Origin of the sequence: Streptomyces sp. 3MP-14 (assembly GCF_006334905.2) — a bacterium.
Taxonomy (GTDB): domain Bacteria; phylum Actinomycetota; class Actinomycetes; order Streptomycetales; family Streptomycetaceae; genus Streptomyces; species Streptomyces triticirhizae.
On record NZ_VDLZ02000026.1, the window covers coordinates 25,219 to 48,614 of the forward strand.

Annotated in this window: 21 protein-coding genes and 1 pseudogene; 8 read left to right on the plus strand and 14 right to left on the minus strand. The window is 75.0% G+C overall.

Features of this window, described 5'->3' with window-relative positions; genetic code table 11:
• Positions 1-2 precede the first annotated feature (2 nt).
• Entirely contained in the window at positions 3-1,115 is a 1,113-nt protein-coding gene (locus FH609_RS29925) for an SURF1 family protein (RefSeq protein ID WP_139675589.1), read from the plus strand.
• A gap of 602 nt (positions 1,116-1,717) precedes the next feature.
• Here the strand turns inward: FH609_RS29925 and FH609_RS29930 are convergent.
• Positions 1,718-2,296, minus strand: coding sequence for a hypothetical protein (locus FH609_RS29930; RefSeq protein WP_139675591.1), 579 nt, complete (start codon positions 2,294-2,296; stop codon positions 1,718-1,720).
• A gap of 231 nt (positions 2,297-2,527) precedes the next feature.
• Between FH609_RS29930 and FH609_RS29935 the strand changes: the two are divergent.
• Positions 2,528-3,249, plus strand: a pseudogene (locus tag FH609_RS29935) (aminoglycoside phosphotransferase family protein).
• A gap of 580 nt (positions 3,250-3,829) precedes the next feature.
• Here FH609_RS29935 and amaP read toward each other — a convergent pair.
• The 5 genes from amaP to FH609_RS29960 form a co-directional block, all read right to left on the minus strand.
• Positions 3,830-4,426: an alkaline shock response membrane anchor protein AmaP gene (gene amaP, locus FH609_RS29940; RefSeq protein ID WP_139675609.1), complete on the minus strand. Its 597-nt coding sequence runs from the start codon at positions 4,424-4,426 to the stop codon at positions 3,830-3,832.
• Between the two features lie 46 nt (positions 4,427-4,472).
• Positions 4,473-5,066, minus strand: coding sequence for a DUF6286 domain-containing protein (locus FH609_RS29945; RefSeq protein ID WP_226962054.1), 594 nt, complete (start codon positions 5,064-5,066; stop codon positions 4,473-4,475).
• 191 nt (positions 5,067-5,257) lie between these two features.
• Complete coding sequence (locus tag FH609_RS29950; protein WP_139675593.1) at positions 5,258-5,653, minus strand: Asp23/Gls24 family envelope stress response protein; 396 nt, start codon at positions 5,651-5,653, stop codon at positions 5,258-5,260.
• Positions 5,650-5,844 (minus strand): hypothetical protein, encoded by a 195-nt coding sequence (locus tag FH609_RS29955; protein ID WP_122400087.1) that lies wholly within the window; start codon positions 5,842-5,844, stop codon positions 5,650-5,652. Before FH609_RS29955 ends, FH609_RS29950 begins: the two co-directional genes overlap by 4 nt.
• Before the next feature lie 45 nt (positions 5,845-5,889).
• Positions 5,890-6,366, minus strand: a complete 477-nt coding sequence (locus tag FH609_RS29960) for an Asp23/Gls24 family envelope stress response protein (protein ID WP_139675595.1) — start codon at positions 6,364-6,366, stop codon at positions 5,890-5,892.
• Between the two features lie 244 nt (positions 6,367-6,610).
• Here FH609_RS29960 and FH609_RS29965 point away from each other — a divergent pair, with 244 nt between their 5' ends.
• Positions 6,611-7,363, plus strand: a complete 753-nt coding sequence (locus FH609_RS29965) for a nucleopolyhedrovirus P10 family protein (RefSeq protein WP_139675596.1) — start codon at positions 6,611-6,613, stop codon at positions 7,361-7,363.
• Between the two features lie 23 nt (positions 7,364-7,386).
• Here the strand turns inward: FH609_RS29965 and FH609_RS29970 are convergent, their stop codons facing one another.
• The 6 genes from FH609_RS29970 to FH609_RS29995 all read right to left on the minus strand — a co-directional run bounded on the left by FH609_RS29970 (position 7,387) and on the right by FH609_RS29995 (position 15,682).
• The gene (locus FH609_RS29970) at positions 7,387-8,172 is read right to left on the minus strand and encodes an enoyl-CoA hydratase/isomerase family protein (RefSeq protein WP_139675598.1); all 786 of its coding nucleotides are present in this window, start codon (positions 8,170-8,172) and stop codon (positions 7,387-7,389) included.
• 115 nt (positions 8,173-8,287) lie between these two features.
• Positions 8,288-8,509 (minus strand): helix-turn-helix domain-containing protein, encoded by a 222-nt coding sequence (locus tag FH609_RS29975; protein ID WP_193318133.1) that lies wholly within the window; start codon positions 8,507-8,509, stop codon positions 8,288-8,290.
• 335 nt (positions 8,510-8,844) lie between these two features.
• Positions 8,845-10,443: an ABC-F family ATP-binding cassette domain-containing protein gene (locus FH609_RS29980; protein WP_139675600.1), complete on the minus strand. Its 1,599-nt coding sequence runs from the start codon at positions 10,441-10,443 to the stop codon at positions 8,845-8,847.
• Positions 10,444-10,580: 137 nt separating this feature from the next.
• Positions 10,581-11,987, minus strand: coding sequence for a hypothetical protein (locus FH609_RS29985; RefSeq protein ID WP_139675602.1), 1,407 nt, complete (start codon positions 11,985-11,987; stop codon positions 10,581-10,583).
• A 180-nt stretch (positions 11,988-12,167) separates the two neighbouring features.
• Positions 12,168-13,304, minus strand: a complete 1,137-nt coding sequence (locus FH609_RS29990; protein ID WP_139675604.1) for an alpha/beta hydrolase — start codon at positions 13,302-13,304, stop codon at positions 12,168-12,170.
• Between the two features lie 1,658 nt (positions 13,305-14,962).
• Entirely contained in the window at positions 14,963-15,682 is a 720-nt protein-coding gene (locus tag FH609_RS29995) for a class II aldolase/adducin family protein (RefSeq protein ID WP_139675736.1), read from the minus strand.
• A gap of 71 nt (positions 15,683-15,753) precedes the next feature.
• Here FH609_RS29995 and FH609_RS30000 point away from each other — a divergent pair, with 71 nt between their 5' ends.
• Positions 15,754-17,121, plus strand: a complete 1,368-nt coding sequence (locus FH609_RS30000; RefSeq protein WP_139675738.1) for an inorganic phosphate transporter — start codon at positions 15,754-15,756, stop codon at positions 17,119-17,121.
• A 33-nt stretch (positions 17,122-17,154) separates the two neighbouring features.
• Positions 17,155-17,367 carry a hypothetical protein gene (locus FH609_RS30005; protein ID WP_139675740.1) on the plus strand — a complete coding sequence of 71 codons (213 nt, stop codon included), beginning with the start codon at positions 17,155-17,157 and terminating at the stop codon, positions 17,365-17,367.
• 86 nt (positions 17,368-17,453) lie between these two features.
• Here FH609_RS30005 and FH609_RS30010 read toward each other — a convergent pair whose 3' ends face one another.
• Complete coding sequence (locus FH609_RS30010; RefSeq protein WP_139675741.1) at positions 17,454-18,398, minus strand: SCO1860 family LAETG-anchored protein; 945 nt, start codon at positions 18,396-18,398, stop codon at positions 17,454-17,456.
• Positions 18,399-19,655: 1,257 nt separating this feature from the next.
• Entirely contained in the window at positions 19,656-20,765 is a 1,110-nt protein-coding gene (locus tag FH609_RS30015) for an amidohydrolase family protein (RefSeq protein ID WP_139675745.1), read from the minus strand.
• Positions 20,766-21,037: 272 nt separating this feature from the next.
• On the opposite strand from FH609_RS30015, the gene FH609_RS30020 reads away from it, so the two are divergent.
• From FH609_RS30020 to ectA, 3 genes are all read left to right on the plus strand, one after another.
• The gene (locus tag FH609_RS30020; RefSeq protein WP_139675747.1) at positions 21,038-21,616 is read left to right on the plus strand and encodes a SigE family RNA polymerase sigma factor; all 579 of its coding nucleotides are present in this window, start codon (positions 21,038-21,040) and stop codon (positions 21,614-21,616) included.
• An 88-nt stretch (positions 21,617-21,704) separates the two neighbouring features.
• Positions 21,705-22,361 carry a hypothetical protein gene (locus tag FH609_RS30025; RefSeq protein WP_139675749.1) on the plus strand — a complete coding sequence of 219 codons (657 nt, stop codon included), beginning with the start codon at positions 21,705-21,707 and terminating at the stop codon, positions 22,359-22,361.
• Positions 22,362-22,779: 418 nt separating this feature from the next.
• On the plus strand, positions 22,780-23,364 hold the full coding sequence (gene ectA / locus FH609_RS30030) for a diaminobutyrate acetyltransferase (RefSeq protein WP_139675751.1): 585 nt from the start codon (positions 22,780-22,782) through the stop codon (positions 23,362-23,364).
• Positions 23,365-23,396 lie beyond the last annotated feature (32 nt).

Consider the following 23,396-nt stretch of genomic DNA (forward strand, 5'->3'; position numbering starts at 1 on the left):
TCGTGTACCGCTTTCTGCTGTCCCGGCAGTGGGTGATCCTCACCCTGCTCGCGCTGCTGCTGATCCCGACCATGGTGTGGCTCGGGTTCTGGCAGCTGGACCGCCACGAGCAGCGGGTGGCACGGAACAACCTGATCTCGGCCAGCCTGGACGCCGAGCCGGTGCCCATGGCCGAGCTGACCACGGCCGACGGCGGCCCCGACCCGGGCGACCGCTACCGGCCGGTGACCGCGACGGGCGTCTACGACGTCGAGCAGCAGATGCTGGTGCGCCAACGCACCAACGGCGACGGCGCGATGGGCTACCACGTGCTGACCCCGCTGCTGCCGGCGGACGGCGGCCCGGCCGTGCTGGTCAACCGGGGCTGGGTCGCGGCGGGCCAGGACCTGACCGAGGCCCCCGAGGTGCCGGCCCCGCCGACCGGCGAGGTCACGGTGACCGGCCGGCTGATGGCGGACGAGACGACGGCGAACACCGGCGTCCGGGACCGTTCGGGCCTGCCCGACGGCATGACGATGCTGATCAACAGCGACCAACGCGAGGACGACCTCGGCCAGCCGATGCTCGGCGGCTATCTGGAACTGACCGAGACCAGCCCGCCCGACCCGGCGGACCCGGCCCTGGAGCCGGTCCCCGAACCGGACCACACCGGCATCGGCGCGCACTTCGCCTACGCGATCCAGTGGTGGCTCTTCGCCGCCGGCGTCCCGGTCGGCTGGTTCCTGCTGCTGCGCCGCGACGTGAACGACCGCAGGGCGGCGGCTGCCGCGGGAGCGGCTGCCGCCGCAGGGCCCGGGAAGCGCCAGGCGGCTGCCGCCGGGTCCGGGGAGCGCCAAGCGGCTGCCGCCGCAGGCGCGGGGGCGGCTGGCGCCGCAGGCGCGGGGGCGGCCGGCGCCGCCGAGCGTGTGGGCGGGCGCGAGCGCCCGGAGGGCGCGGAAGCGGAGGCGGCTGGCACTGCCGGGTCCGGGGAGCGCCAAGCGGCTGGCGCCGCAGGCGCGGGGGCGGCTGGCGCCGCCGAGCGTGTGGGCGCGCGCCAGCACCCGGACGGCACGGAAGCGGAGGCGGCCGGCGCCGTGCAGGAGCGGGACGTCGAGAGCAGCGCCGCCGGCGCGTAGACCGTCGCGAACGCGGCCGGCGCCGCAGGGCCCGCGCAGGCCCGGGGCAGCTGGCGCCGCAGGCGCCCGTGCGGTCGGTGCCGCCGAGCACGCGGGCCCGCGCGAGTGCCCGGAGGGCGCGGAAGCGGAGACCGCTGGCGCCGTGCAGGAGCGGGACGTCGAGAGCAGCGCCGCCGGCGCGTAGACCGTCGCGAACGCGGCCGGCGCCGCAGGGCCCGCGCAGGCCCGGGGCAGCTGGCGCCGCAGGCGCCCGTGCGATCGGTGCCGCCGAGCACGCGGGGCCGCGCCAGCGCCCGGACGGCACGGAAGCGGAGGGCGCGGAAGCGGAGACGGCCGAGGCCGGGGAGCGCCAACCGGCTGGCGCCGCAGGCGCCCGTGCGGCCGGCGCCGCGGAGGGGAGGGAGCGCCGGGCCGTCGATGCCGCGCAGATCCGGAACGTCGAGAGCGGCACCGCCGGCGGCCGAAGTGCGGTGTCACGGCGGGTCGTTCAGGTGTGGCCGCCGCAGGCCCGCCCGGCAGGGTGCGGGCCGGTCACCGCCAACGGGTTCGGCAAGTCGCCCGCCCTGCGCGGGCGGCGCTACCGCCCCCATCCCCGGTCACCGCTACTGGCGGCACGTTGGCGCGGCCTCGTAGGGCTCCGTGAGGTCAGGGTGTGTCAACTCCACGTAGTCGCTCAGCCTCTCGTCGAACGGGGTCCAGGTCGCCTCGTCCAGGCGGCTGAGCATGTACACGGACTCCAGCTCCGGTACGGGAAAGAGGACCGCGTGCTCCCGCCGTTCCGTCGTCACCTCCCGCGCCTCCTCCAGCGTGGCGCGGTACGCCTCCGCCAGGTCCCTCGCCGCCGTGGGCGGGGTCGGCAGCCCAAGCGCCGCCTCGTGTCCCCCGTCCAACACCTGGAGGCGCACGGTCAGCGCCTCCACCAGACGGGCCCTGTCCTCCTCCCCCGGTGGCTCTGGGGCCTCCTCCAGCAGCGAGGGAACGTCACCGAGGGAGCGCAGGAACGAGTCGTGGGCCGCGCAGAACTCGCCCATCCACCCGACCAGTTCGTCCTCGGCTCCCGTCTCCTCCGCCGTCTGTTCCGCCTCCCCGCTGGAACCGGAACCGGAATCGGCACCGGAACCGGAACAGGCGGCGAGCGCGAGGGCGACGACAAGCACCGGTAACACGACACGACGGGACACGAAGCCGCCCTCCTTATGCAAGCTGGGCCACCCGAGGCTAAGGACCCCGCCGGGGACCCCTCCCGACCCCCGACATCGCTGCCGTAGGGTCGCCGGGACCACCGCCCGGACCCACCGGGTCAACGACCTCTGCGGGGAGAGACGCTGGTGAACGCGGCACCCGGGAACGGCACTTGGGCGCGTTGGGAACGTGCGCTCGGTGGGCGGCGGCGGCTCGCCGAGGTCGAACGGGTGACGGGCGGCACGAAGAAGGGCGTCTACCGCCTGGTGACGGACGACGCGACGACCGCGATCGGCTACCTCTGGGACGCGGCCGAGAACTACTGGCCGGCGGCCGAGGGGGACGACGACCGCGCCGACCCGTTCTCGCCCGCGCTCGGGCTCGACCTGTTCGAGGCGGCGCACGCCCGGCTGGACGGACTGGGCGTGCGGGTTCCGGCGATCAGGTTTCTCGACCGGGACGCCGGTCTCGCCGTCGTCGAGGACGTGCCGGGTGAGGACCTGGAGCAGTTGCTGGCGCGTGACCCGCGCGCGGCGCGCGCGGTCATCGGATCGCGGCGGCCGAGGACCGGCTGGCGGCTCGACTGACGGAACTGGCCCGGGCGGTTCGTCCACGCGCCGAGTACGCCGTCGTGCACGGCGAGTTGGGCCCCGACCACGTGCGGGTGGACGCCGAAGGGAACCCCGTGCTGGTCGATCTTGAGGGCGTGATGTACTTCGACGTCGAGTGGGAGCACGTCTTTCTGCGGGTCCGCCTGCACGACGCCTACGAGCCGCTGAGGGCGGCCGACCTCGACGAGGACCGGCTCGCGCTCTATCTGCTCGCGCAGCGCCTCTCGTTGACGGCGGGTCCGCTCCGGCTGCTCGACGGGAACTTCCCGGACCGCGCGGTCATGGCCGGCATCGCCGAACACAACCTCAACGAGGCACTGACCCTGATCGCCGACACCTGACCGGCAACAACGCCCGAGGCACGACAGTCACACCGAGGCGCAGCCGGCAGCACCCCGCGATGACGAGCAACAACGGCCAAGCACAACCAGCACACCTTCGGTATCAACGTTCCGCAGCAGCCAGGGACAACAACGTACCGCAGCGAGCGCCAAGCGCAGCAACCGGCCAGCCCCACCAGGCACCATCGGCCCAGCCACCACCAACGCGCCGCAGGCACAAGCGCACCGCATCGGGCAGACGCAGCAGGCCGCCAGCCACAGCCGGCACCAGCGCCAACGCGCCGCGAACACCACCGCACGACAGCGGCCGCGCGGCCAGCCAAGCGCCGAAGACGCAGCCAGCGCACTGCCGGCATCAACGTTCCACAGCAACCAGCACCAACGCACCGCAGGTGCCCGCGCACCGCAGCGAGCGCCAAGCGCAGCAACCGGCCGCGCCCACCAGGCACCATCGGCCCGGCCACCACCAACGCACCGAAGGCAACACCGCACCACCGCCGCAGGCACAAGCGCACCGGCACCGCCGGCGAACCGCCGGCGCCGCCGGGCGCCGGCTCCCCGAAGCGCCAGCGCGCAGCGTCTAGCTGACGCGTTCCGGCCCGTGGCGGGCCGCGCGGAGGCGGGCCTCGGCGGGGAGGGCGTCAAGCCCTGCGGAGACCCGCGCGTGTTCGATGGCCTCGGTGCGCAGCCGGCGCACCACCTCGTCCGGGTGGGCCTGCGGCGCCAGCAGCAGCCCCACCTGCGCCCTGGGCTGCTCGCGCCGCCCGACCAGGGTGATCCTGGCCCGGTCGACGCCGGGCAGCGCCTCCGTCTCGGCGGCCACCACGTCCTCCATGGCGCGGCCGCGCAGCAGCGCGCCCACCCCGTCGCCGCTGTCCACCAGCACCTCGGCGAGCCGCCGGCGGCGGAGTTGGGCGAGCAGCCACCACAGGCTCAGCAGCGCCAGCAGGGACAGCGAGCCGATGACCACGGGCCACCACCAGCCGTCGTCGCGGTGCCGCACCCGGTCGGCGTCGCTGAGCAGCACGTCGTCGGGCGTGTCCCAGGTCCACCAGGACGGGGTTGAGAACCCCCAGCGGGCGGGCAGGTCGAGGGTGCCGACCAGCACGGCGAGGCCGAGCAGGAAGAGCGCGACGCCGGTCAGGGCCAGCAGCACGCGGTTGACGATCCGTAGCATCTCTCGACCGGTCCTCATCGTCGGGCTCCCCTCACCGTTTCGCCGGTCACCGTTTCGCCGGGCGGCGGACGTGGACGGCGAGGGCGGGGCGGCGGGCCAGGCCCAGTTCGTCGATGCCGTCGCCGAGCACGGCCTCCAGGTCGGTCCGCACCACGTCCAGCTCGCGGAAGTGCGCGTCGGCCGCGACCCTGATCCGGCGCCGGCCGACGGCCACCCGCACGCTGCGCACGCCGGAGACCTCCAGGGCCCGGTCGCGCAACACCACGGCGGCGGCGGCCCGTTCGATGCCGGCGCGCATCAGTTCGCTGTCCTGGCGCATCGGCAGCAGCCGGCGCAGGCCCGGCGTGGTGGCCAGCACCACCAGGCAGACGCCGAGAGCCATCGCGAGCGCCGCGCCGGCCACCACCCAGCCGTCGTCCAGCGGGCGGCTGGCCAGCGCGTCGGCCAGTTCCCGCCGCCAGGCGGCGGCCGGCCGGTCGGCGCGGACGGAGACGATGTCGTAGAGCAGCAGCCCGGAGCCGCCCAGCAGGGCGGCCGCGACCAGCCCGGCCGGCACCCGGCGCACCGACCAGAAGCGCGGCGCCGGCCCCTCGTCCGCCTGGCCCGGCTCCCAGCGGGCGGTCGACGCGGACTGCCGCATGGCCCCGGTCTCGTCGCCGGAGGCGGCCTCCTCGCCGGCGGCATCGCCTGGCGCGGCCTCGCCGCTCGGCTTGGTCAGCCGCACGGTGTCGCCGCTCGGCCCCGTCTCCCCGGCCGGTCTCGCCGGCTCGTCCTCGTGCACCGCCGCCACCCTCCGTTCGCCTCCGGACCGACGGCCCGCGTGCCGGGCGGTCACAGGACCTTGCCCGACGCGGCGCCGTCCAGTTCCGAGGAGCGCAGCCGCTCGACCGCGACCGCCACCTCCTGGAGTTCCATTCCCGCCAACTCGCCCACGCGCCGCGTGACATGGTGGCGCACCGCGCCGCACTGGGCGCCGATGTCCGAGGGGTAGGCCAGCTCGACGGAGACCCGGACGCTGGCCAGCCCGCCGGTGCCGTCGGCACCGGGTGGCCGGCGCACCACGGCCGTGGCCTGCGGCCCGCCCGGCCGGCCGTGCGGCGCGGGCGGGTCGTCGCGCGGCGCGCGCAGCGCCTCGCGCGCCGCCTGGCGGGCTAGCTTGGCCACCACCCGGTCGGCGATCCGGGTCGTGCCGCGCTGCGCCGCGGGTACCCGCTGTTCCACCGTCATCGCCGCCGGTCGCCGCCGCGTTCCCTGACCCGGAAGAAGTCGCCGGGCTCCAGGTCGCCGTCCACGAACCGGCCGACCACGAAGCCGATCGCGCCCAGCGCCGCCACCAGCAGGAAGGCCGCGAACCCGCCGAAGTATCCGGCGAAGCCCAGCGCCATCCCGGCGATCATGCCGATCACCGCCATGCTCATCTCGCACTCCTCACTCAGTCGTCACGGCCCCCCGGATGACCGCGCCTACTGAAGCGGCGGCCGTTCGTCGTCGTCCTCCTCGTCGTCGGGCAACTTCACGTCCACGACGTTGATGTTGACCTCGACGACCTCAAGGCCCGTCATCCGCTCGACGGCCGCGATGACGTTCTCCCGTACGGTACGGGAGACTTCGGCGATGGAGACCCCGTACTCGACGACGATTTCGAGGTCGAGCGCGGTCTGCACCTCGCCGACCTCCGCCTTGACGCCCCGGGTCACGGAGCGGCTGCCGCCGGGGACGCGGTCCCTGACGGCGCCGAAGGTGCGGGCGAGTCCGCTGCCCATGGCGTGGACGCCGACGACGTCGCGGGTCGCCATGCCGGCGATCTTGGCGACCACACCGTCGGCGATCGTGGTGCGGCCCCTGGTGGCGGGGTCGCCGGTGCCCCGGCGCGTGCCGAGTGCCTTGCCGGATGGTTCGGTCCCCTGCTCGGTCCCGTTCTCCGTGGTGGTGTCGGTCACTGTGCCATCGCCCCTTTCCCGACGGCGGCTGAGGCCGCCGTCTTGACGCCACACTAAGCGCGGCCGACCGTCCGTCCCCCGCGCGGCCCCCCGAACGGGTGGCACGCTCCGGGCGGCTGCGGCCGACTCCTACGACATGCTGTACCCAGCCCTGGCCGATTGAGTGCGGTTCGCTTACGGCTCCCCACGACCGATGATCGGGCAGGGTGCGAAACGGCGGGCGGCAACGGATGGGCGGCAACGGATGGGCGACGACGGCCTGTTGACGGCGATGCGGCGGCAGCTGGGCCTGGGCAGGCTGCTGCCGCTGGGCGAGGACGGCAGCCGGGGCGCCTGGCTGACGGAGCGTGCGGCACGTGCGGCGCTGGTGAACGCGGTGGGCGTGGCGGTGCCCGGCGTGCGGCTCGACACGCTGCGGCTCGGGCTGGCCGGCGAGCCGGCGGGGCACCGGCCGGCCGACGCGCCGCCCGAGCCGCCGGGCGCGCTGCCGCCGGGGCCGCTGCGGGTGGCGGCCGAGATCGCGGCATTCCCCTCGCTGCCGCTGACCGGCCTGGCGGAACGGGTGCGCGCCACGCTGGCCGGGGTGGCCACGGAACGCCTCGGCCTGCCGGTGTCCCTCGTCGATCTGGAGGTGACGGAGCTGCTGGCCGAACCGCCGGAGCCGGCCGAGCCGCCGCGCGAACCGCCGTCCCCGCCGGACGCGTTGGGCTCCGGCGGCCCGGGCGCCGAGGAGGTGGCCGAGGCGGTGACGGCCGTGCCCGGGGTCGCGGGGCTGTCCGCCGTGCTCGACGGCTGGCTGGGCGCGGTCCGGGTGGAGGACCGCCACGAGCCGCCGTCCCGGCTGGTCCGGCTCCAGCTGGCGGCCGGCGGCGGGCGGCCGCTGCCGGAGCTGGTGGCTGAGGTGGCCAGGGTGGCCACCGCGACGGCGGCCACCGCAGGATCGACGGCCAGGGGCCCGATCCTGGTGACGCTGCTGGTCACCGGCGTGACCGACTGACGCCGACCCCGGTCGGCCGGGGCTCAGTCCAGGTCGGCCAGTTCGGCCAGTTCGGCCAGCCGCCGGCCCTGGGCGGCGCGCTCGGCGGCACGCTGGGTGTCGTAGTCCTGGTGGGTGGCCGCGCGCAGCAGCGCCTTGGTCTCGATCAGCGCGCCGCGCGGCGCCGCCAGCAGGGCGGCGACCAGGTCGTCGGTGGCGGCGGCCAACTGGTCGGCGGGGACCACCAGGTTGGCCAGCCCGATGCGTTCGGCCTCGGCCGCGTGCACCGCGCGCCCGGTGGCGCAAATCTCCAGCGCGCGCCCGTAGCCGACGAGCCCGACCAGCGGGTGGGTGCCGCCAAGGTCGGGGACCAGCCCCAGGCTGGTCTCGCGCATGGCGAACTGCGCGTCCTCGGCGCAGACCCGCAGGTCACAGGCGAGGGCGAGCTGGAAGCCGGCGCCGATGGCGTGGCCCTGGACCGCCGCCACCGAGATCAGGTCGGGGCGGCGCCACCAGGTGAACGCCTCCTGGTAGGAGGCGATGGTCGCGTCGCGTTCGGACTCCGGCGCGCGCGCCAGGTCGAAGAGGGAGAGCTGGCCGTCGATGCCCTCGGGGGTGAGGGCCCTGCGGTCGAGGCCGGCCGAGAAGGAGACGCCATCGGCGCGCAGCACGACGACCCGGATGTCCCCGGTCAGCCGTCGTCCGGTCTCGGCGAGGGCGTGCCACAGGGCGGGGGTCTGCGCGTTGCGTCGCGCGGCGTTGGTCAGCGTGACGGTCGCCACGGCGTCGTGGACGGTGACACGCACACCGTCCTGGTCGAGCAGGCTCATCGGGCCTCCGCTCGTTACTGGGCAGTAGTTCCGCCTGGCAGCGTAACGATCGGCGCCCACGCCCGGTCGGCCGGGGCGGTCTGGTTCGGGTTGGGGCTTCGGGTCGGGGAAAGCCTCAGGCCGAGGCGGCCTTCTTGCCCCGGGTGGCGCCGCCGCGACCACGCAGGGTGACGTCCGCCTCGCTGAGCATCCGGTGCACGAAGCCGTACGACCTGCCGGTCTCCTCGGCCAACGCGCGGATGCTGGCACCCGACTCGTACTTCCGCTTCAGGTCTGCCGCGAGCTTCTCGCGCGCGGTGCCGGTCACCCGGCTGCCCTTCTTCAGAGTCTCGGCCACTCGTGCCTCCTCATGCGAAGTGCGCTCTGGACTCTCATGATCACCCCTAACCGGACTTCTGGCCACCCATTCGTCGCGGTACGTACGACAAGCGCACCGCCAGCCGGGCGCCCCGCGCCACGCCCCCGACGCGGGGCCGGGGACGAAGGGGCAGGTGAACGCGGATAGCGCCGGCGGGGCGCGCGGCGCGGGCCGGGGGCGGCGCGCCGGGCGTGTCGACACGCCCGGCTACGACCGCACTCACTCAGATGAATGATCAACGCTGCGTCGATTGGTCCACCGCGAGTGATCACAAACGGCGGACCGACCGTTCGCCCGGCCGTTCCGCAAGCGGCTCAGGCGAGGGCGACCAGGTCCGCGTAGTCGGCGCTCCACAGGTCCTCGACGCCGTCGGGCAGCAGGATGATCCGCTCCGGCTGGAGCGCGTCGACCGCGCCCTCGTCGTGGGTGACCAGGACGACGGCGCCGGTGAACTCGCGCAGCGCGCCGAGGATCTCCTCGCGGCTGGCCGGGTCGAGGTTGTTCGTCGGCTCGTCCAGCAGCAGCACGTTGGCGGAGGAGACCACGAGCGTGGCCAGCGCCAGCCGGGTCTTCTCGCCGCCCGAGAGCACCCGGGCCGGCTTCTCCACGTCGTCGCCGGAGAACAGGAACGAGCCCAACGTCCTGCGCACCTGCACCAGGTCCAGGTCGGGGGCGGCGCTGCGCATGTTCTCCAGGACGGTGCGGTCCGGGTCGAGGGTCTCGTGCTCCTGGGCGTAGTAGCCGAGCTTGAGGCCGTGGCCCGGGGTGACGGCGCCGGTGTCAGGCTTCTCGATGCCGGCGAGGAGCCGCAGCAGGGTGGTCTTGCCGGCGCCGTTGAGGCCCAGGATCACGACCCGGGAGCCCTTGTCGATGGCGAGCGAGACATCGGTGAAGATCTCCAGCGAGCCATAGGACTTGGACAGGCCATCGGCGGCCAGCGGGGTCTTCCCACAGGGGGCCGGGTCGGGGAAGCGGAGCTTGGCGACCTTGTCGGCGCGGCGCTCCTCCTCCAGGCCGGCGAGCAGGCGCTCGGCTCGGCGGGCCATGTTCTGCGCGGCGACGGCCTTGGTGGCCTTGGCGCGCATCTTGTCGGCCTGGGCGTTGAGCGCGGCGGCCTTCTTCTCCGCGTTGGCCCGTTCGCGCCTGCGGCGCTTCTCGTCCGCCTCGCGCTGGACCTGGTACTGCTTCCAGCCCATGTTGTAGACGTCGATGGCGGCGCGGTTGGCGTCGAGGTAGAAGACCTTGTTGACGACGGTCTCCACGAGGTCGATGTCGTGGGAGATCACCACGAGACCGCCCCGGTAGGTGCGCAGGAAGTCCCGCAGCCAGGTGATGGAGTCGGCGTCGAGGTGGTTGGTCGGCTCGTCGAGGAGCAGGACATCGGCGTCGGAGAAGAGGATGCGGGCCAGTTCGACGCGGCGCCGCTGGCCGCCGGAGAGGGTGTGCAGCGGCTGGCCGAGCACCCGGTCGGGCAGGCCGAGGCTGGCGGCGATGGTGGCGGCCTCGGCCTCGGCGGCGTAGCCGCCCTTGGTGAGGAACTCGGTCTCCAGGCGCTCGTAGCGGCGCATCGCCTTGTCGCGGGTGGCGCCCTGGCCGCCCGCCATCCGCTGTTCGTTCTCCCGCATCCCGCGTAGCACGCTGTCCAGCCCGCGGGCGGAGAGGATGCGGTCCCTGGCGAGCACGTCGAGGTCGCCGGTGCGGGGGTCCTGCGGGAGGTAGCCGACCTCGCCGGAGCGGGTGATGGTGCCGCCGGCCGGGGTGCCGTCGCCGGCCAGGCACTTGGTGAGGGTGGTCTTGCCGGCGCCGTTGCGGCCGACGAGGCCGATGCGGTCGCCCTGGGCGATGCGGAACGAGGCGCTCTCGATCAGGACTCGGGCGCCGGCGCGCAACTCGATGCCGGTTGCGGTGATCATGGACAGACTCCAGGTGCGGAACGTGTGGGCAGGGGTCGGATCAGCGCTTGACGTCCGCTAATGCACGAGGAACAGAATGTCCATGCGGGCCATTCTAGCCGCGCGGTTCAACGCGTTTTCGCCCCCGTGAGCCCGCCTCAGGCGCCCCCGCTGTGGACCTGGAACGCCGCCCTGCGGACCCGCTTGGCGACGGTCTGGTCGGGGTGGACGGCGGCCAGCGCCAACAGCACCTGCACGGTGCGCGGATGGCCACAGGTGCGAATCTCGTCCACCAGTTCGGCGACGGTCAGCTGCGGTGCGGTGTCGAGGTGGTCCAGCAACAGCCGTTCCGCGCCGTGCTCCTGGGCAGCGGACGCGGTGTCCACCCACAGCCAGGTGGCCTCCGACCTGGTGAGCACGCCGAGCGAGGACTCGGCGCGGTCGCGCGGGTCGCCGCCCTCGTGGTCGGCCAGCCACAGCAGCGCGTAGGGCCGCAGCACCGGGTCGTCGACGACGGCGCGCACCGCCTCGGACGCGGGGGCGCCGACCACCCGCAGCGCCTGGAACGCCAGCCCCCGGATCAGGGCGTCCTCGCCGCGTGCGGCGGCGAGCAGCTCGTCGACGGCCGGGGCCGTGGGCCGCACCGCGAGCCAGGCGCGGTACTCGGCACGGGCCGGTCCCGGCGTCAGGGTGGCGCAGCCGCGCAGCATCGCGACGGCGGACTGTTCGATGTTGCCGGCCGGGCTCTGCGCGGCCACGCAGATCTGCTCCAGCTTGGTCCACATCGCCCAGCTGCCGAGGTCGGTCAGTCGCGCCCTGGCCGGGCGGTCGCCGCGCGCGTGGAGGGTGAGGGCGCCGACCGAGGAGAGCGCGTCCAGGGCCCAGCCGAGCAGCCGGACGCGTTCGGCGGTGACCGCCCGGTCCTCCTCGGGGATCGGGGCGTCGGCGGAGACCGGCGCCTCGGGCCCGGAGCCGTCGGGGCGTTCGGCGCGCAGCTCGGCGACCCGGCGGCGCATCAGGTCGATCAGCCCGGCGGCCGTGACCGGGCCCTCGGAGAGCCGCATCACGGACAGCAGTTGGGGCATGGCGGCCACCACGTCGGTGACCAGGGACGGGTCGGCGTCGGGCGGCGCGGGGCGGGCCAGGCACCAGGCGTCGAACAGCGCGACCCAGCCGCGCAGCGCCGCCGTGTCGTCGCGGTCCCAGGCGCGGAGCCGCCAGCCGGCGCGCACCGCGCCGCCCTCGCCGTCGATCTCCAGCAGCCCGGCCAGCCGGGCGCGGCTCCAGTTCTCCCGCAACTCGGCCGTGGACATGGCGAGTTCGGCGGCGGCGCGGGCGAGGTCCTGCTCGGGCGAGACGCCGGCCGCGCGGGCCCAGTGCGCGACGCGCACCGCGTCCGCCAGCAGCGCCCGCGCCTGCCGGGCGAGGCGGTCGGGGGGCAGCACCCCCTTGGGGGGCCGGGGGGTGCGTCTGCGCTCGGCGGTGCGGCGCTGAACCGGCGCTCGTTGCGGGGAGTTCTGCGGGACAAGGCGCAACCGGGGCTCACGCGGAGTTCGGGACGTCACCCGAGCAGTTTCGCCGTTCGGGCCGTCAAAGCCCAAACCCCCCGTACAAAGGGGTAGATGAGGGACGCGGGAGGGGCGCTTCCGCCGCCTGGGCGGGGCGCGGGGGTGCGGGGGCGCGGGGCGCGGGTGCGGGCGCGGGGGCGCTTGCGCGGGGCTGGTGAGCCGGCGCGCGCCCGGGGCTCACATCAGGGGCGTGAGGAAGCGGCGGAGCGCCTCCTGGTAGCCGCCGGGGTCGGCGTTCCACATCGCGGCGTGCTCGGCCTGGGCGACGGTGTGCAGCACGACGTTCTCCCGGTGCCGGCCGGCGAACTCCCGGGAGGCGGCGAACGGGGCCACGCTGTCGTCCGGGCCGTGCACCAGCAACACCGGCGGGGGCGCGTTCCGTTCGCCGGTGGGCGGCATCGGCGGCGGCCCGTCGGGGAGCGCGCCGCGCCGGGCGGCGGCCACGGCCAGCGGGCGCAGCGGCGGCGGCAGGCCGCGCCGCACCGCGAGCGCGCGGAGCGTGGCGGTGGGGGCGAGCACCGGGGAGTCGAGGATCAGGCCGGCGACCTGGCGGCGCAACGGGGAGTGCGTGGCGGCGTGCAGCGCCATCGTCGCGCCGGCGGACCAGCCGTAGAGCACCACCCGGCGTGCGCCGGAGCGCACGGCGAAGCGGAGCGCCGCCTCGGCGTCGCGCCACTCCCCCGCGCCCAGCCGGTAGGCGCGCTCGGCGCGGCGGGGGGCGCCGGGGTCGCCCCGGAAGCTGGGCAGCAGCACGGGAAACTGGTGCTGGTGCAGGAAGGGCAGCACGTTCAACGGGCCCTCCCGGGTCGCGCCAAGACCGTGCAGCGCGATCACCCAGGTCTCGCGGGCGCCGGGCACGTACCAGGCGGGCAGGGTCACGGAGCCGTGCGGGAGTTCGACGTCGGTGTGCTCGATGCCGAGCGCCGAGCGGGGCGTGCCGGTGTGCAGCTGCGGCGTGAGCCCGACGGAGGCGCCGGTCGCGAACGGCGGCTCGGTGGCGCCGAGCAGCTGCCGCACCACGGCGTCGGGCGAGGCGGGAACGTCCAACGGCGGCCCGACCACGGCGGAGCCGTGCCGGCCGGTGAGCCGGTAGGTGCCGGGGCGCAGGGAGAGGGGGGAACGGGTGAGGGTGACGGTCTCGGCGGTGCTGTCGTGCACGGCGAACCGGACGCCGGCGAAGCCGACGGGCCGGCCGGCCCCGGCCGCGCCGAGTCCGGTGCGGCCGGCCCACCGGCCGGCCGCCATCGTGGCCAGGCCCGCGCCGGCCGCCAACACCGTGCTGGCGGCCACCGCCGCCGTGATCCGCCGTCGCATGAACCCCAGCATGGAAGGGGCAGGCCCGAAGGGCCAGTACACCGCGCCGGAACGGGTGGCTTTGCCGGGAGCGCGCGGCCCTGGGGGCCGCGCGCGGGCGGGAGCGCGGGAGCGCGGGAGCGCGGGAGCGCGGGAGCGCGGGAGCGCGGGAGCGCGGGAGCGCGGGAGCGCGGGAGCGCGGGAGCGCTCGCGCGGGCGGCGGAGGCGCGGGCGGCGGAGGCGCGGGCGGCGGAGGCGCGGGCGGCGGAGGCGCGGGCGGCGGAGGCGCGGGCGGCGGAGGCGCGGACGCGCTGCGCGCGTCGCGCGGGGGCGGGGGTTGGGACCGGAGGCGCGGACGCGCTGCGCGCGTCGCGGCGGGAGGGTGCGGCCCTCAGGCCGGGCAGGCCGGTGGCGTTCCTCGGCGGGGCGATGAGCCTCTGCGGGAGCGGAACACCTTCGGCGGGAGGGGCGCGGGCCGGCGAGGGTGCCTCGGCGAGAGAACGCAGCTCCGGGAAGCTGCGGACCTCGACGTGGGGGTGATGGCCGTGCCTCGGCGTGGGCGGAACACCTTCGGTGAGAGGGCGCGGGCCGGCAGGCCAGTCCCGTTTCTCGGCGGGGCGGTGTTTCTTGGCGGGAAGGTGCGGTCCGGAGGGCAGCCCGGTGGGGCGGGATGCCTCGGCGAGAGAACGCAGCCCCGGGGAGCTGCGGACCTCGCCGTGGGGCGGTGCCGTGCCTTGGCCTGGGCGGAACACCTTCGATGGGAGGGCGCGGCCCGGCGGGGCGGTGTTCCTCGGTGGGAGGGGGCGGTCCGGGGCGCGGACCTCGGGTCGCGCGGCGACGGCGGCGGCCCCGGGCGGCGGGCGCGTTGCGCGGTGCGGGAACGCGTTCCGCCGCGCGCGGGCGGGCGCAACGGCAAGGCCCCCTACGGCGCGGACGCGGGCGTGAGAGCAGCACGCCCGGGTTTCACGGCGGCGCGCGGGGGCGCGTCTCAACGGGCAAGCCCGACAGCCTTTTTCGGCGGCCACGCCCGCCGGAGGGGGAGGACCCGGAGCCCGACGACCGACAACGAGACACGTTCCCGCTGCACGGAAGCGTGCCGCTCTCGCCGCCGGCGAACGCCCGGGCCCTCCCCCGGGGAAGCCCCGCTCCCCGGAAACGTGCCGGTGCCTCAGCCAACAGCCCACGCCCGGAGGTCAGTTCCCCCAGCGGGCCCGCACAGGCACGCGCCGGCGCCCACGCCCGGAATCGCTCCCCCACTGCGCCAGAGCGCCCACCCTCGATCGACGCCAGTGCGGTCGGACGACGCCCCCAACCGCAGCGAAGCCCTTCATGGGCACGCCGGGCGCCGACCCGTGCCGGGTACAGGACCCCGCTGCGCCAAGCGCGACACCGCCCAACCGCCGGGGAGGCCCAACTCCCGCGCGCCAGGCGCCGACTCTGGCCGGAACGTCGCTCCTCCCCACCGAGCACGACAACCGCCCGCAGCGGGCCCGGCGTCAGCCAAGGCCCGCGCGCCGAACCGCGCCGGCAACCCCGGCACGCGCCGCCGCCGCGCGGAGCGCACACCCGCCGGCGCCCGTACCCCCGCGCGGAGCGCGCGCCCCGGCGCGGAGCGCCCCCCGCTGGCGGGACCGCCCCAGGGCCGGCCCCCAGGGCCGGCCTCCCGGCGCCCCGCAGGGTCACCGTTGGTTGCCGTAGGTGCGCAAGCGGTCGGCGACCTCCGCGAGTTGGGCCTCGGTGAGCAGGGTCGGGCGCAGGCCCGGCACGGAGCTGGCGGCGAGCCACACCTCGCACATCCACTCCAGCTGCGCCGTGTGGTCCATCGCCTGCCGCAGGTCACGCCCGTAGACCAGCGTGCCGTGGTTGCACAGCAGGCACGCGCTGCGGTCGGCGAGGGCGGTCAGGGCGGCGTCGGCCAGTTCGTCCGAGCCGTAGGTGGCGTAGGCCGCGACGCGGATCGGCCCGCCCATCGCGGCAGCCATGTAGTGGATCGGCGGGAGTTCGTCGACCAGCGTGGAGACGGCGGTGGCACGGGCCGCGTGGGTGTGGACCACGGCGCTGGCCTCGGTCTCCCGGTAGACCGCGAGGTGCAGCGGGAGTTCGCTGGTCGGCTTGAGCCGCCCGGCGACCACCCGCCCTTCGAGGTCGACGGCGAGCAGGTCACGCGGGCCGAGCCGGTCGTAGGGAACGCCGCTCGGGGTGACGAGAACCGTGTCCCCGAGGCGGACCGAGAGGTTACCCGAGGTGCCGACGACAAGACCGTCGGTCACGGTCCGGCGGGCGGCGGCCACCAACTCCCGCCAGGCGGACCGCCATTCGGGAGGCACCGGGCGTCGCCCGCCCGAAGGACCTGCCGAAAAAAGGAGCGAAGCAACAGCATTACGCCGCCGTTCATTCATCTTCCGTTCACCTATTCACCCTACGTTAACGGCGCTTGTCGTCCCCACCCCGCCGAACGATTGTCCGGTACATGGAACACTTCACGCTGTTGATCGCGATCGTGATCATCACGGCTTTGGCGTTCGACTTCACCAACGGCTTCCACGACACGGCCAACGCGATGGCCACCACCATCTCCACCGGGGCGATGAAGCCCAGAGCCGCGGTGGCGATGTCGGCCATCCTCAACCTGGTAGGAGCGTTCCTCTCCGTCGAGGTCGCCAGAACCATCTCGGGCGGCATCATCGACGAGGAGGCGGGCATCCAGCCCGAAGTGATCTTCGCCGGACTGGTGGGAGCGATCGTCTGGAACCTGCTCACCTGGCTCGCCGGCCTCCCCTCCAGTTCCTCGCACGCCCTCTTCGGCGGCCTGATCGGCGCCACCGCCGCCTCCGTCGGCTTCGGCGGGATCAACGGCGACGCGGTGGTCACCAAGGTGGTCATACCCGCGATCGCGGCCCCGCTGGTCGCCGGGTTCGCCGCGATGATGGCGACCAGGCTGACCTACCGGATCACCAGGGACGCCGACGAGGCCACCAGCGCCAAGGGGTACCGGGCCGGGCAGATCGCCTCGGCCGCGCTGGTCTCGCTGGCCCACGGCACCAACGACGCGCAGAAGACCATGGGCGTGATGACGCTGGCGCTGATCGCCGGCGGTTCGCTGGCGCCCAACTCCGACCCCCCGCTGTGGGTGATCACCTCGGCCGGCGTCGCCATCGCGCTGGGCACCTATCTCGGCGGCTGGCGGATCATCCGCACCCTGGGCAAGGGCCTGACCGACATCCAGCCGCCGCAGGGCTTCGCCGCCCAGACCAGCGCGGCGACCACCATCCTGGCCTCCTCGCACATGGGCTTCGCGCTCTCCACCACCCAGGTCTGCTCGGGTGCGGTGACGGGCTCGGGGCTGGGGCGGCGCGGGGGCGTGGTTCGTTGGAACACGGTCTCCCGGATGGTCGTCGCGTGGCTGCTGACGCTGCCGGCCGCCGGCCTGGTCGGCGCGCTGGGCGCGCTGCTCGCGGAGCGCGGCGACTGGGGCGTGGCCACGGTCGCGCTGCTGCTCGTGGTGGTCAGCGGCCTCATCTGGGCCCGCTCGCGCCGCAGGCCGGTCTCGCACGAGAACGTCAACGACGTCGAGCCCACCGCCGATGCCGTCGAGCCCGTTGCCGCGCCCGCACCTGTTGCCGCCGCTGTCGCCGCCGGGACCGTCGAGCCCGTCGAGCCCGTCGCCGCCGACGAGGTGGTGACCACCGCCAAGGTGAACGGTTCGGTGAACGGCTCCGGGGGCGGGTCGACGGCGGTCGACGGCGAACAGCCGGTGCCCGTCTCGGCGCTCGCACCGCCGACGGCCGCCCCGGAGCCAACCCCGCCGGCGGAGCGTTCCGCGCCGACCGCCCCCTGATCCGATCCGCTCACGAGTCCGAGGTCTGCACCGATGAACATCGAATGGGACGTGCTGGGCCAGGTCATCCTGGTGTCCGTGCTGCTGACGCTGGCCATGGTCGGGTTCTTCTCGCTCGGCATCCGCACGATCGGCGGGGCGAAGAACGGGGCGGGCGGCGGCGGCGCGGCGAAGTCGGCCGGCTATCTCTCCTTCGGGCTGTGCGCGGCGGCCGTCTGCTACGGCATCTGGATCATCGCCGCCTGACGGCCTGACGGCACCCCGAACCCGGGTGGGGCCCGGTCCCGGCACTGCGCCGGGACCGGGCCCCACCCTCGTCGGTCGGGCAACGGTCAGGCGTTACGCGCGCCGGTCGCGCGCCGGCGCGCGACGACCACGGTGGCCGCGCCCGCACCGAGCAACGCCAGCGCGCCGCCCACCACATACGGGGTGCTGGAGCCGCCGCCGGTCTCGGCCAGGTCGGCGTCCTGGCCCTCGCCCTCGCTCCAGCTCTGCGGCTCGGGGCCGGCCGGCTCGTCCTCCTCTCCTTCCTCCGACGGGGGCGCCGGCGCGCCGGCGGGCGTGGCGCAGGCGGCCTCGGCCAGGGTGATCCGACCGGTGACGGTGGCCACGTTGAGGTCCAACGGGTTGATCTCCACGGCCAGTTCGAGCGCGGTGGCCGCCGCCGAAGCGTCGGCCGTCTCGCGTTCGCCCAGGGTGAGCGTGACCTGCCCGACGCCGGGCACCGCCACCTCGGTCCGGCCGGAGGAGTCGAGGGTGACGTCCTGGCCGAGCACGGTGGCGGTCGCCGGGACGGTGGTCTCGGCGACCGGCTCCTCGCCGACGGCGCAGTGCGCCCTGGCGTGGACGGCGCTGAGTTCGATCAGCGAGAGCGCGCCAAGCCCCGGTAGATGGACGCGGGCGTTGGCCAGTTCGGAGTCGGCGGTGGCCGCCGACTCGTCAACGGTCGCCTCGGCGCTGGCGACCTCGGCCCGCAGCACGTCGAAGGGGCGGCCGCCGGCCACCCCGTCGAGGGTGGCGGTGAGCAGCGTCTCGTCGGCGGGCGAGCCGTCCGCCGGCGCGCTGACCTCGTTGAGCGTCAGGGCGAGCGGCAGGGTGGCCGTTCCGTCCAGCAGCGAGACGTCGAGCGCGGTGCGCAGCACGGCGGCGTCCGCCGTGCCGGAGTTCTCCCCCCGCTGCCCGTCGTCGGCGACGGCGGGCGCGGCGGCGGCCAGCAGCGCACCGCAACCGGCAACCAGGGCAAGGGAGATGGGCCGCCCGAAGGCAGAGTTGTACACGGGTGAATAACCCCCACGAGGTGGTGAACGCCGCCGCCGCGTGAAGGGACATCGGCGCGGCGGCGACCGGGACGTCGCCATCCTTTGGCCCTGGTGCCCGCGCTCGGTGACGATCACGGCCACTTCACCCGTTCGTGGTAACCGCCCCCGAACGTGCGTTCCCGCCGGGCGCTGGCCGCTGGGCTCCCCGGACCGCCGAACGCCCCGCTGCGCGGAGCGTGGCGCGGCGAGGCCCCGAACTGCCCCTCGGCGACGCGTTGTCCACGGTCCCGGGCAGGGCCGGCCGCACAATGCGGCTGGCCGCCGGCTGCGGTCGGAGGGTGGGGACCTCCGGTCCCCAACGCCCGCGGATAACCGGGCCTCGACCGCCGGCGCAGGCGCCGGACGTCGACGACCGCGTCCGGTCGACGGCTGCTGCCCAACGAGCCACCGGTGCCCGCACGCCGGCAGCAGCGCGACTGCACCGTGTGCAGCCCGGCGGCACGGCGGAACGCCCCGGGCCCAGGGGGCAGTTGGCCGCTTCGACCCCGACCCCGACCCCGACCCGGGCACGCAACAGCAACACCCTGATCCCCAACATCGACGGCCCCGGACACGCTGCTCGCCGTCACCCTCGACGGGGTGCCCGGCGGCCACCGCCGACTCCCGCGCCCACCTACCGGGTCTTGGCGCGCCCTCGCTGATCGAACTCAGCGCCGTCCATGCCAGGGCGCCGCCCAATGCCCAATGCCCCGCCTCGCGGCGGCACACCCGCGTCGCCAGGCGGACGTACCCCAACCGACGCACGGACGCGGCCACCGCGCCGGCGCACGCCACAGCCACACGCGCCAGCGCACCAAACACCCCACCCACCGCCCGGCGGCAGGCCAACCCCGCCAAGCGGACGTGCCCCGACCGCGATCCAGCGCACCAGCGCGCTGCCCACCGCCCAGGAGCAAAGCCGCGCCGCCAGGCGCACGCCACAGCCGCACACCCACGTCGCCAGGCGGACGCGCCCCGACCGACACACGGGCGCGGCCACCGGACCGGCACGCACCAGCGCACCAGCGCACCAAACACGCCACCTCCGCCCGGCGGCAAAGCCCCACCGTCAGGCGCACGCCGCAACCGCACGCACCAGCGCACCAAACACCCCACCCACCGCCCGGCGGCAAAGCCCCGCCGCGCAGCGAAACACCCGCGCCGCCAGGCGCGCGCCCTAGCCGCACGCGCCGGCGCCCCGCTTGCCACGGCGGCAAGCCGCCTGCGGCAAGCCGCTCAGCTCACGACACGGCCGCGCAGCACCACCCGTGCCGGGCGGGCGAGTTCGGTGAGGTCGCGGCGCGGGTCCTCCGCGTAGACGACCAGGTCGGCGGGCGCGCCCTCGCTCAGTCCCGGGCGCCCGAGCCACGCTCGGGCGCCCCACGTCGCGGCGGAGAGCGCCGCCAGCGGCGGCAGCCCGGCGGCCGCCAGTTCGGCGACCTCGGCGGCGATCAGCCCGTGGGGCAGCGAGCCGCCGGCGTCGGTGCCGGCGTAGACGGGGATGCCGGCCTCCCACGCGGCGCGCACCGTCGCGTGGCGCCGGGCGTGCAACCGTCGCATGTGCGCCGCCCATCGGGGGTAGCGCTGCTCGCCGGACGCGGCGAGCCGGGGGAAGGTCGCGATGTTGACCAGCGTCGGCACGATGGCCACGCCGCGCTCGGCGAAGAGCGGAACGGTCTCCTCGGTGAGCCCGGTGGCGTGCTCGACGCAGTCGATGCCGGCCTCGACGAGGTCGCGCAGCGAGTCCTCGGCGAAGCAGTGGGCGGTGACCCTGGCGCCCTCCTCGTGGGCGGCGGCGATGGCCTCGCGCGCCACGTCGGCCGGCCAGAGCGGCGCGAGGTCGCCACTCTCCCGGTCGATCCAGTCCCCGACCAGCTTGACCCAGCCGTCCCCGGCGCGGGCCTCCCGCCGCACCCGGTCGACGAGTTGGGCGGGCTCGACCTCGTGCGCGTAGTTGCGGATGTAGCGGCGCGGCCTGGCGATGTGGCGGCCGGCCCTGATGATGCGGGGCAGGTCGTCGCGTCGGTCGATCCAGCGGGTGTCGGCGGCTGAGCCGGCGTCGCGGAGCAGCAGGGCGCCCGACTCCCGTTCGGCGAGGGCCTGTTCCTCGGAGGTGGCGTCGTCGACGGCGCCCTCGGGCCCGAGTCCGACGTGGCAGTGGGCGTCGACCAGCCCGGGGAGAGCGTAGCCGCGCACGGTGGTGACCTCGCGGGTGGAGGCGGGCGGGGTGAGGCTGATCCGGCCGTCGATCACCCAGATCGCGTCGAGCGTCTCGCCCTCGTTCCCGGCGGCGGCCGGGCCGGTCAGCACCCGGCCCGCCACCCGCAGCACCTGGCCCTGGGTCAACGGGACCTCCCTGGACGGAAGACGAACGGAACGGTGGGGCGCCGCGCCGGCGCGCCGGGCGCCCCCGGATCGCGTGCCGGCGCCGAGAAGACCGGCGGGGAGGCCGGCCGGGAATTTCGTCTCAGTTGGGCCGGTCCGCGAGCCTCCGCAGCCTACCGATCGCCTGCTACGCTCCCAACTCCCGGGGCTGGGCGAAAGTACGAACACTGAACGACCCGTCGAACAAGGGGCGTCGACGGGTGCCGAGGAGCCGCAACCCCGAGGAGGCCGGCGTGGCCAGCCCGAGTCAAGACTTCCACGCCTTCTTCGAACGCCATCACGCCGAACTCTCCCGGCTGGCCTATCTGTTGCTGGGCGGCGACGGCGGCAGAGAGGGCGCCGACGACCTGGCCGCCGACGCGCTGGTGGCGATCTGGCACCGCTGGGACCGACTGGTCGACGCCGAGCGGCCGTTGGCCTACGCCCGGGGCGTGGTCGCCAACATGGCGCGTTCCCAGATCCGCGCCCGGATGCGGGAGCGGCGGCGGATCGCGCTGTTCTGGGCGCGGCACACGGAGCACGCCGAAGGGCCGGACGTGCCGGCGGTGTTGGACGTGCGGGCCGCGTTGGCCAGGTTGCCGTACCGGAAGCGGGCGTGTGTGGTGCTGCGGCACGCCTTCGACCTCTCGGAGCGGGACACCGCGCGCACCCTCAACATCTCGGTGGGTACGGTGAAGAGCCAGACCTCGCGCGGACTGGCCGAGTTGCAGCGGCTGCTCAGCGAGCCCGAGGTCCGCGCGGAGCGCGAGGGCGGGGCCCCGGAGATGCTGCGGGCGCTGTCCGCCGGCCCTCTCCAGCGACGCGGCTGGTGAGCGGGCGGCGCGGCAGCAGGTCCCACGGCCTCGCGCCGGTGTTCCAGCGAGGCAGAACGGACCCGGGAGACCGGGAGTGAGGACCCCCATGGCCGACCGCCGAGACGCTCGGGAGCTGCTGCGCGCGGCTGCCGCCGAGCACCGGCCGGACCGGGAGCGGATGCGGGAGCGGGTGCGGCGCGGCATCGCCGGGTCCGCGCCGGCCCGGCCGGCCGGCAGGCCAGCGGGGGTGCGGCGGCTGCTGGTGGTGGGCGCGGTGGTGGCGCTTGGCTGCTTCTCGCTGGGGGTGACGGCGCTGGTCGGCGCGTGGCTGGACGGGGGCGAGCGAGGTGCGCCGCCGGCCGCCTCGGCCCCGGCGTCCGCCGAGGTGGCGCTCTCGGCGTCGGGGGAGGTCGATCCGGGCAGCAACCCCTACTGGTCGCAGAGCAATGTCACGCTGGAAACCAGCCACCCGCTGACCGCGCTGACGGTGGAGCTGCGGGTGGTGGCCGAGGAGGGGATGCGGCCGACCGGCGGCTGGCGGACGCTGCCGGCCAGCGACTTCGTCTACTCGACCGTCCGGGAGGGCGGTGACCTGGTCTTCCGCTGGGAGCTGCGGCCGGGCGCCGAGGTGCCGCCGGGCTCGCACGTCTTCGCCGGGCAGTACGACCACGACGCGGGGCCGAGGAGCGCCGGGCTCGACCGCGTTCGGATCACGGGCGAGGGGCCGTCGGGTCCGGTGACGGTCAGTGGCGGTTTCCACTGATCGGCCCAGCCCGGCTGGCATTTGATCACGGGCCCGCCGATAATCCATTCCGAACTCGACGAGAACTCTTCCGTCACATTGCGTGCACGCTGGTCGGCGCGAATTCGGCAGACCATTCCCACGGTTTATCGGGGTGAGGGGTCGAGGCGCTTCTTCCCGGTTTTCTGATCCCTAAACCGACTCGCCCGACGGTCGTTCCACCGTCACACCAGCGGGTCAGCAGGGTCACACCGTCGTTACGAACATGTGACCAAGCTCACGAGCGCACCCGTTTTGTCCGGTAACTAACGGACAAACCACCATCTTTCACCGGCCTTACGCACCCGGACCCACGCGCGCGCGATAACACATCTCCCCCACGCCTGTTAACCCCGGCCGGCGATGCAATCTCAACTCATGCTGGGTAAATTCAATTCGCATGACCCCCGCACAAGCAGACCATGCACGTGCCGTCGATTACTTGGAAATACCTGGGACAGTGGAAGCACCAGCAGGGCTCACGCTCGACACACCACGACTGGCGGACGGGGCGTCCCTCTGGCGGATCGCCAGAGACTCCCGCGTTCTTGACCTGAACTCTTCGTACAGTTACCTGCTGTGGTGCCGCGACTACCCCAGCACCTCTATCGTGGCGAGGGACGCGTCGGGGGAGCCGGTCGGCTTCATCACCGGATATCTCCGCCCCAACGCGCCGGCGACGCTGCTCATCTGGCAGGTCGCCGTGGACCACGCGCAACGGGGACGCGGACTCGCCGCCGCGATGCTCGACGCCCTGGCCCGCCGGACGGGCCGGGAGCTGGGGGTGACCACCATCGAAACCACCGTCACACCGGACAACACCGCCTCCAACCGACTGTTCGCCGCCTTCGCCGAGAGGCACCGCGCCACGGTGCGCCACGAAGTGCTCTTCGACAGCCAGGCGTTCCCCGAGAGCGGCCACCAGCCCGAAGTGCTGTACCGGATCGGCCCGATCCGCGTCCCCGACGTCGCCGCCGCGCGCTGACCCGACGACCACTCTTCGCCACACCTGGAGAT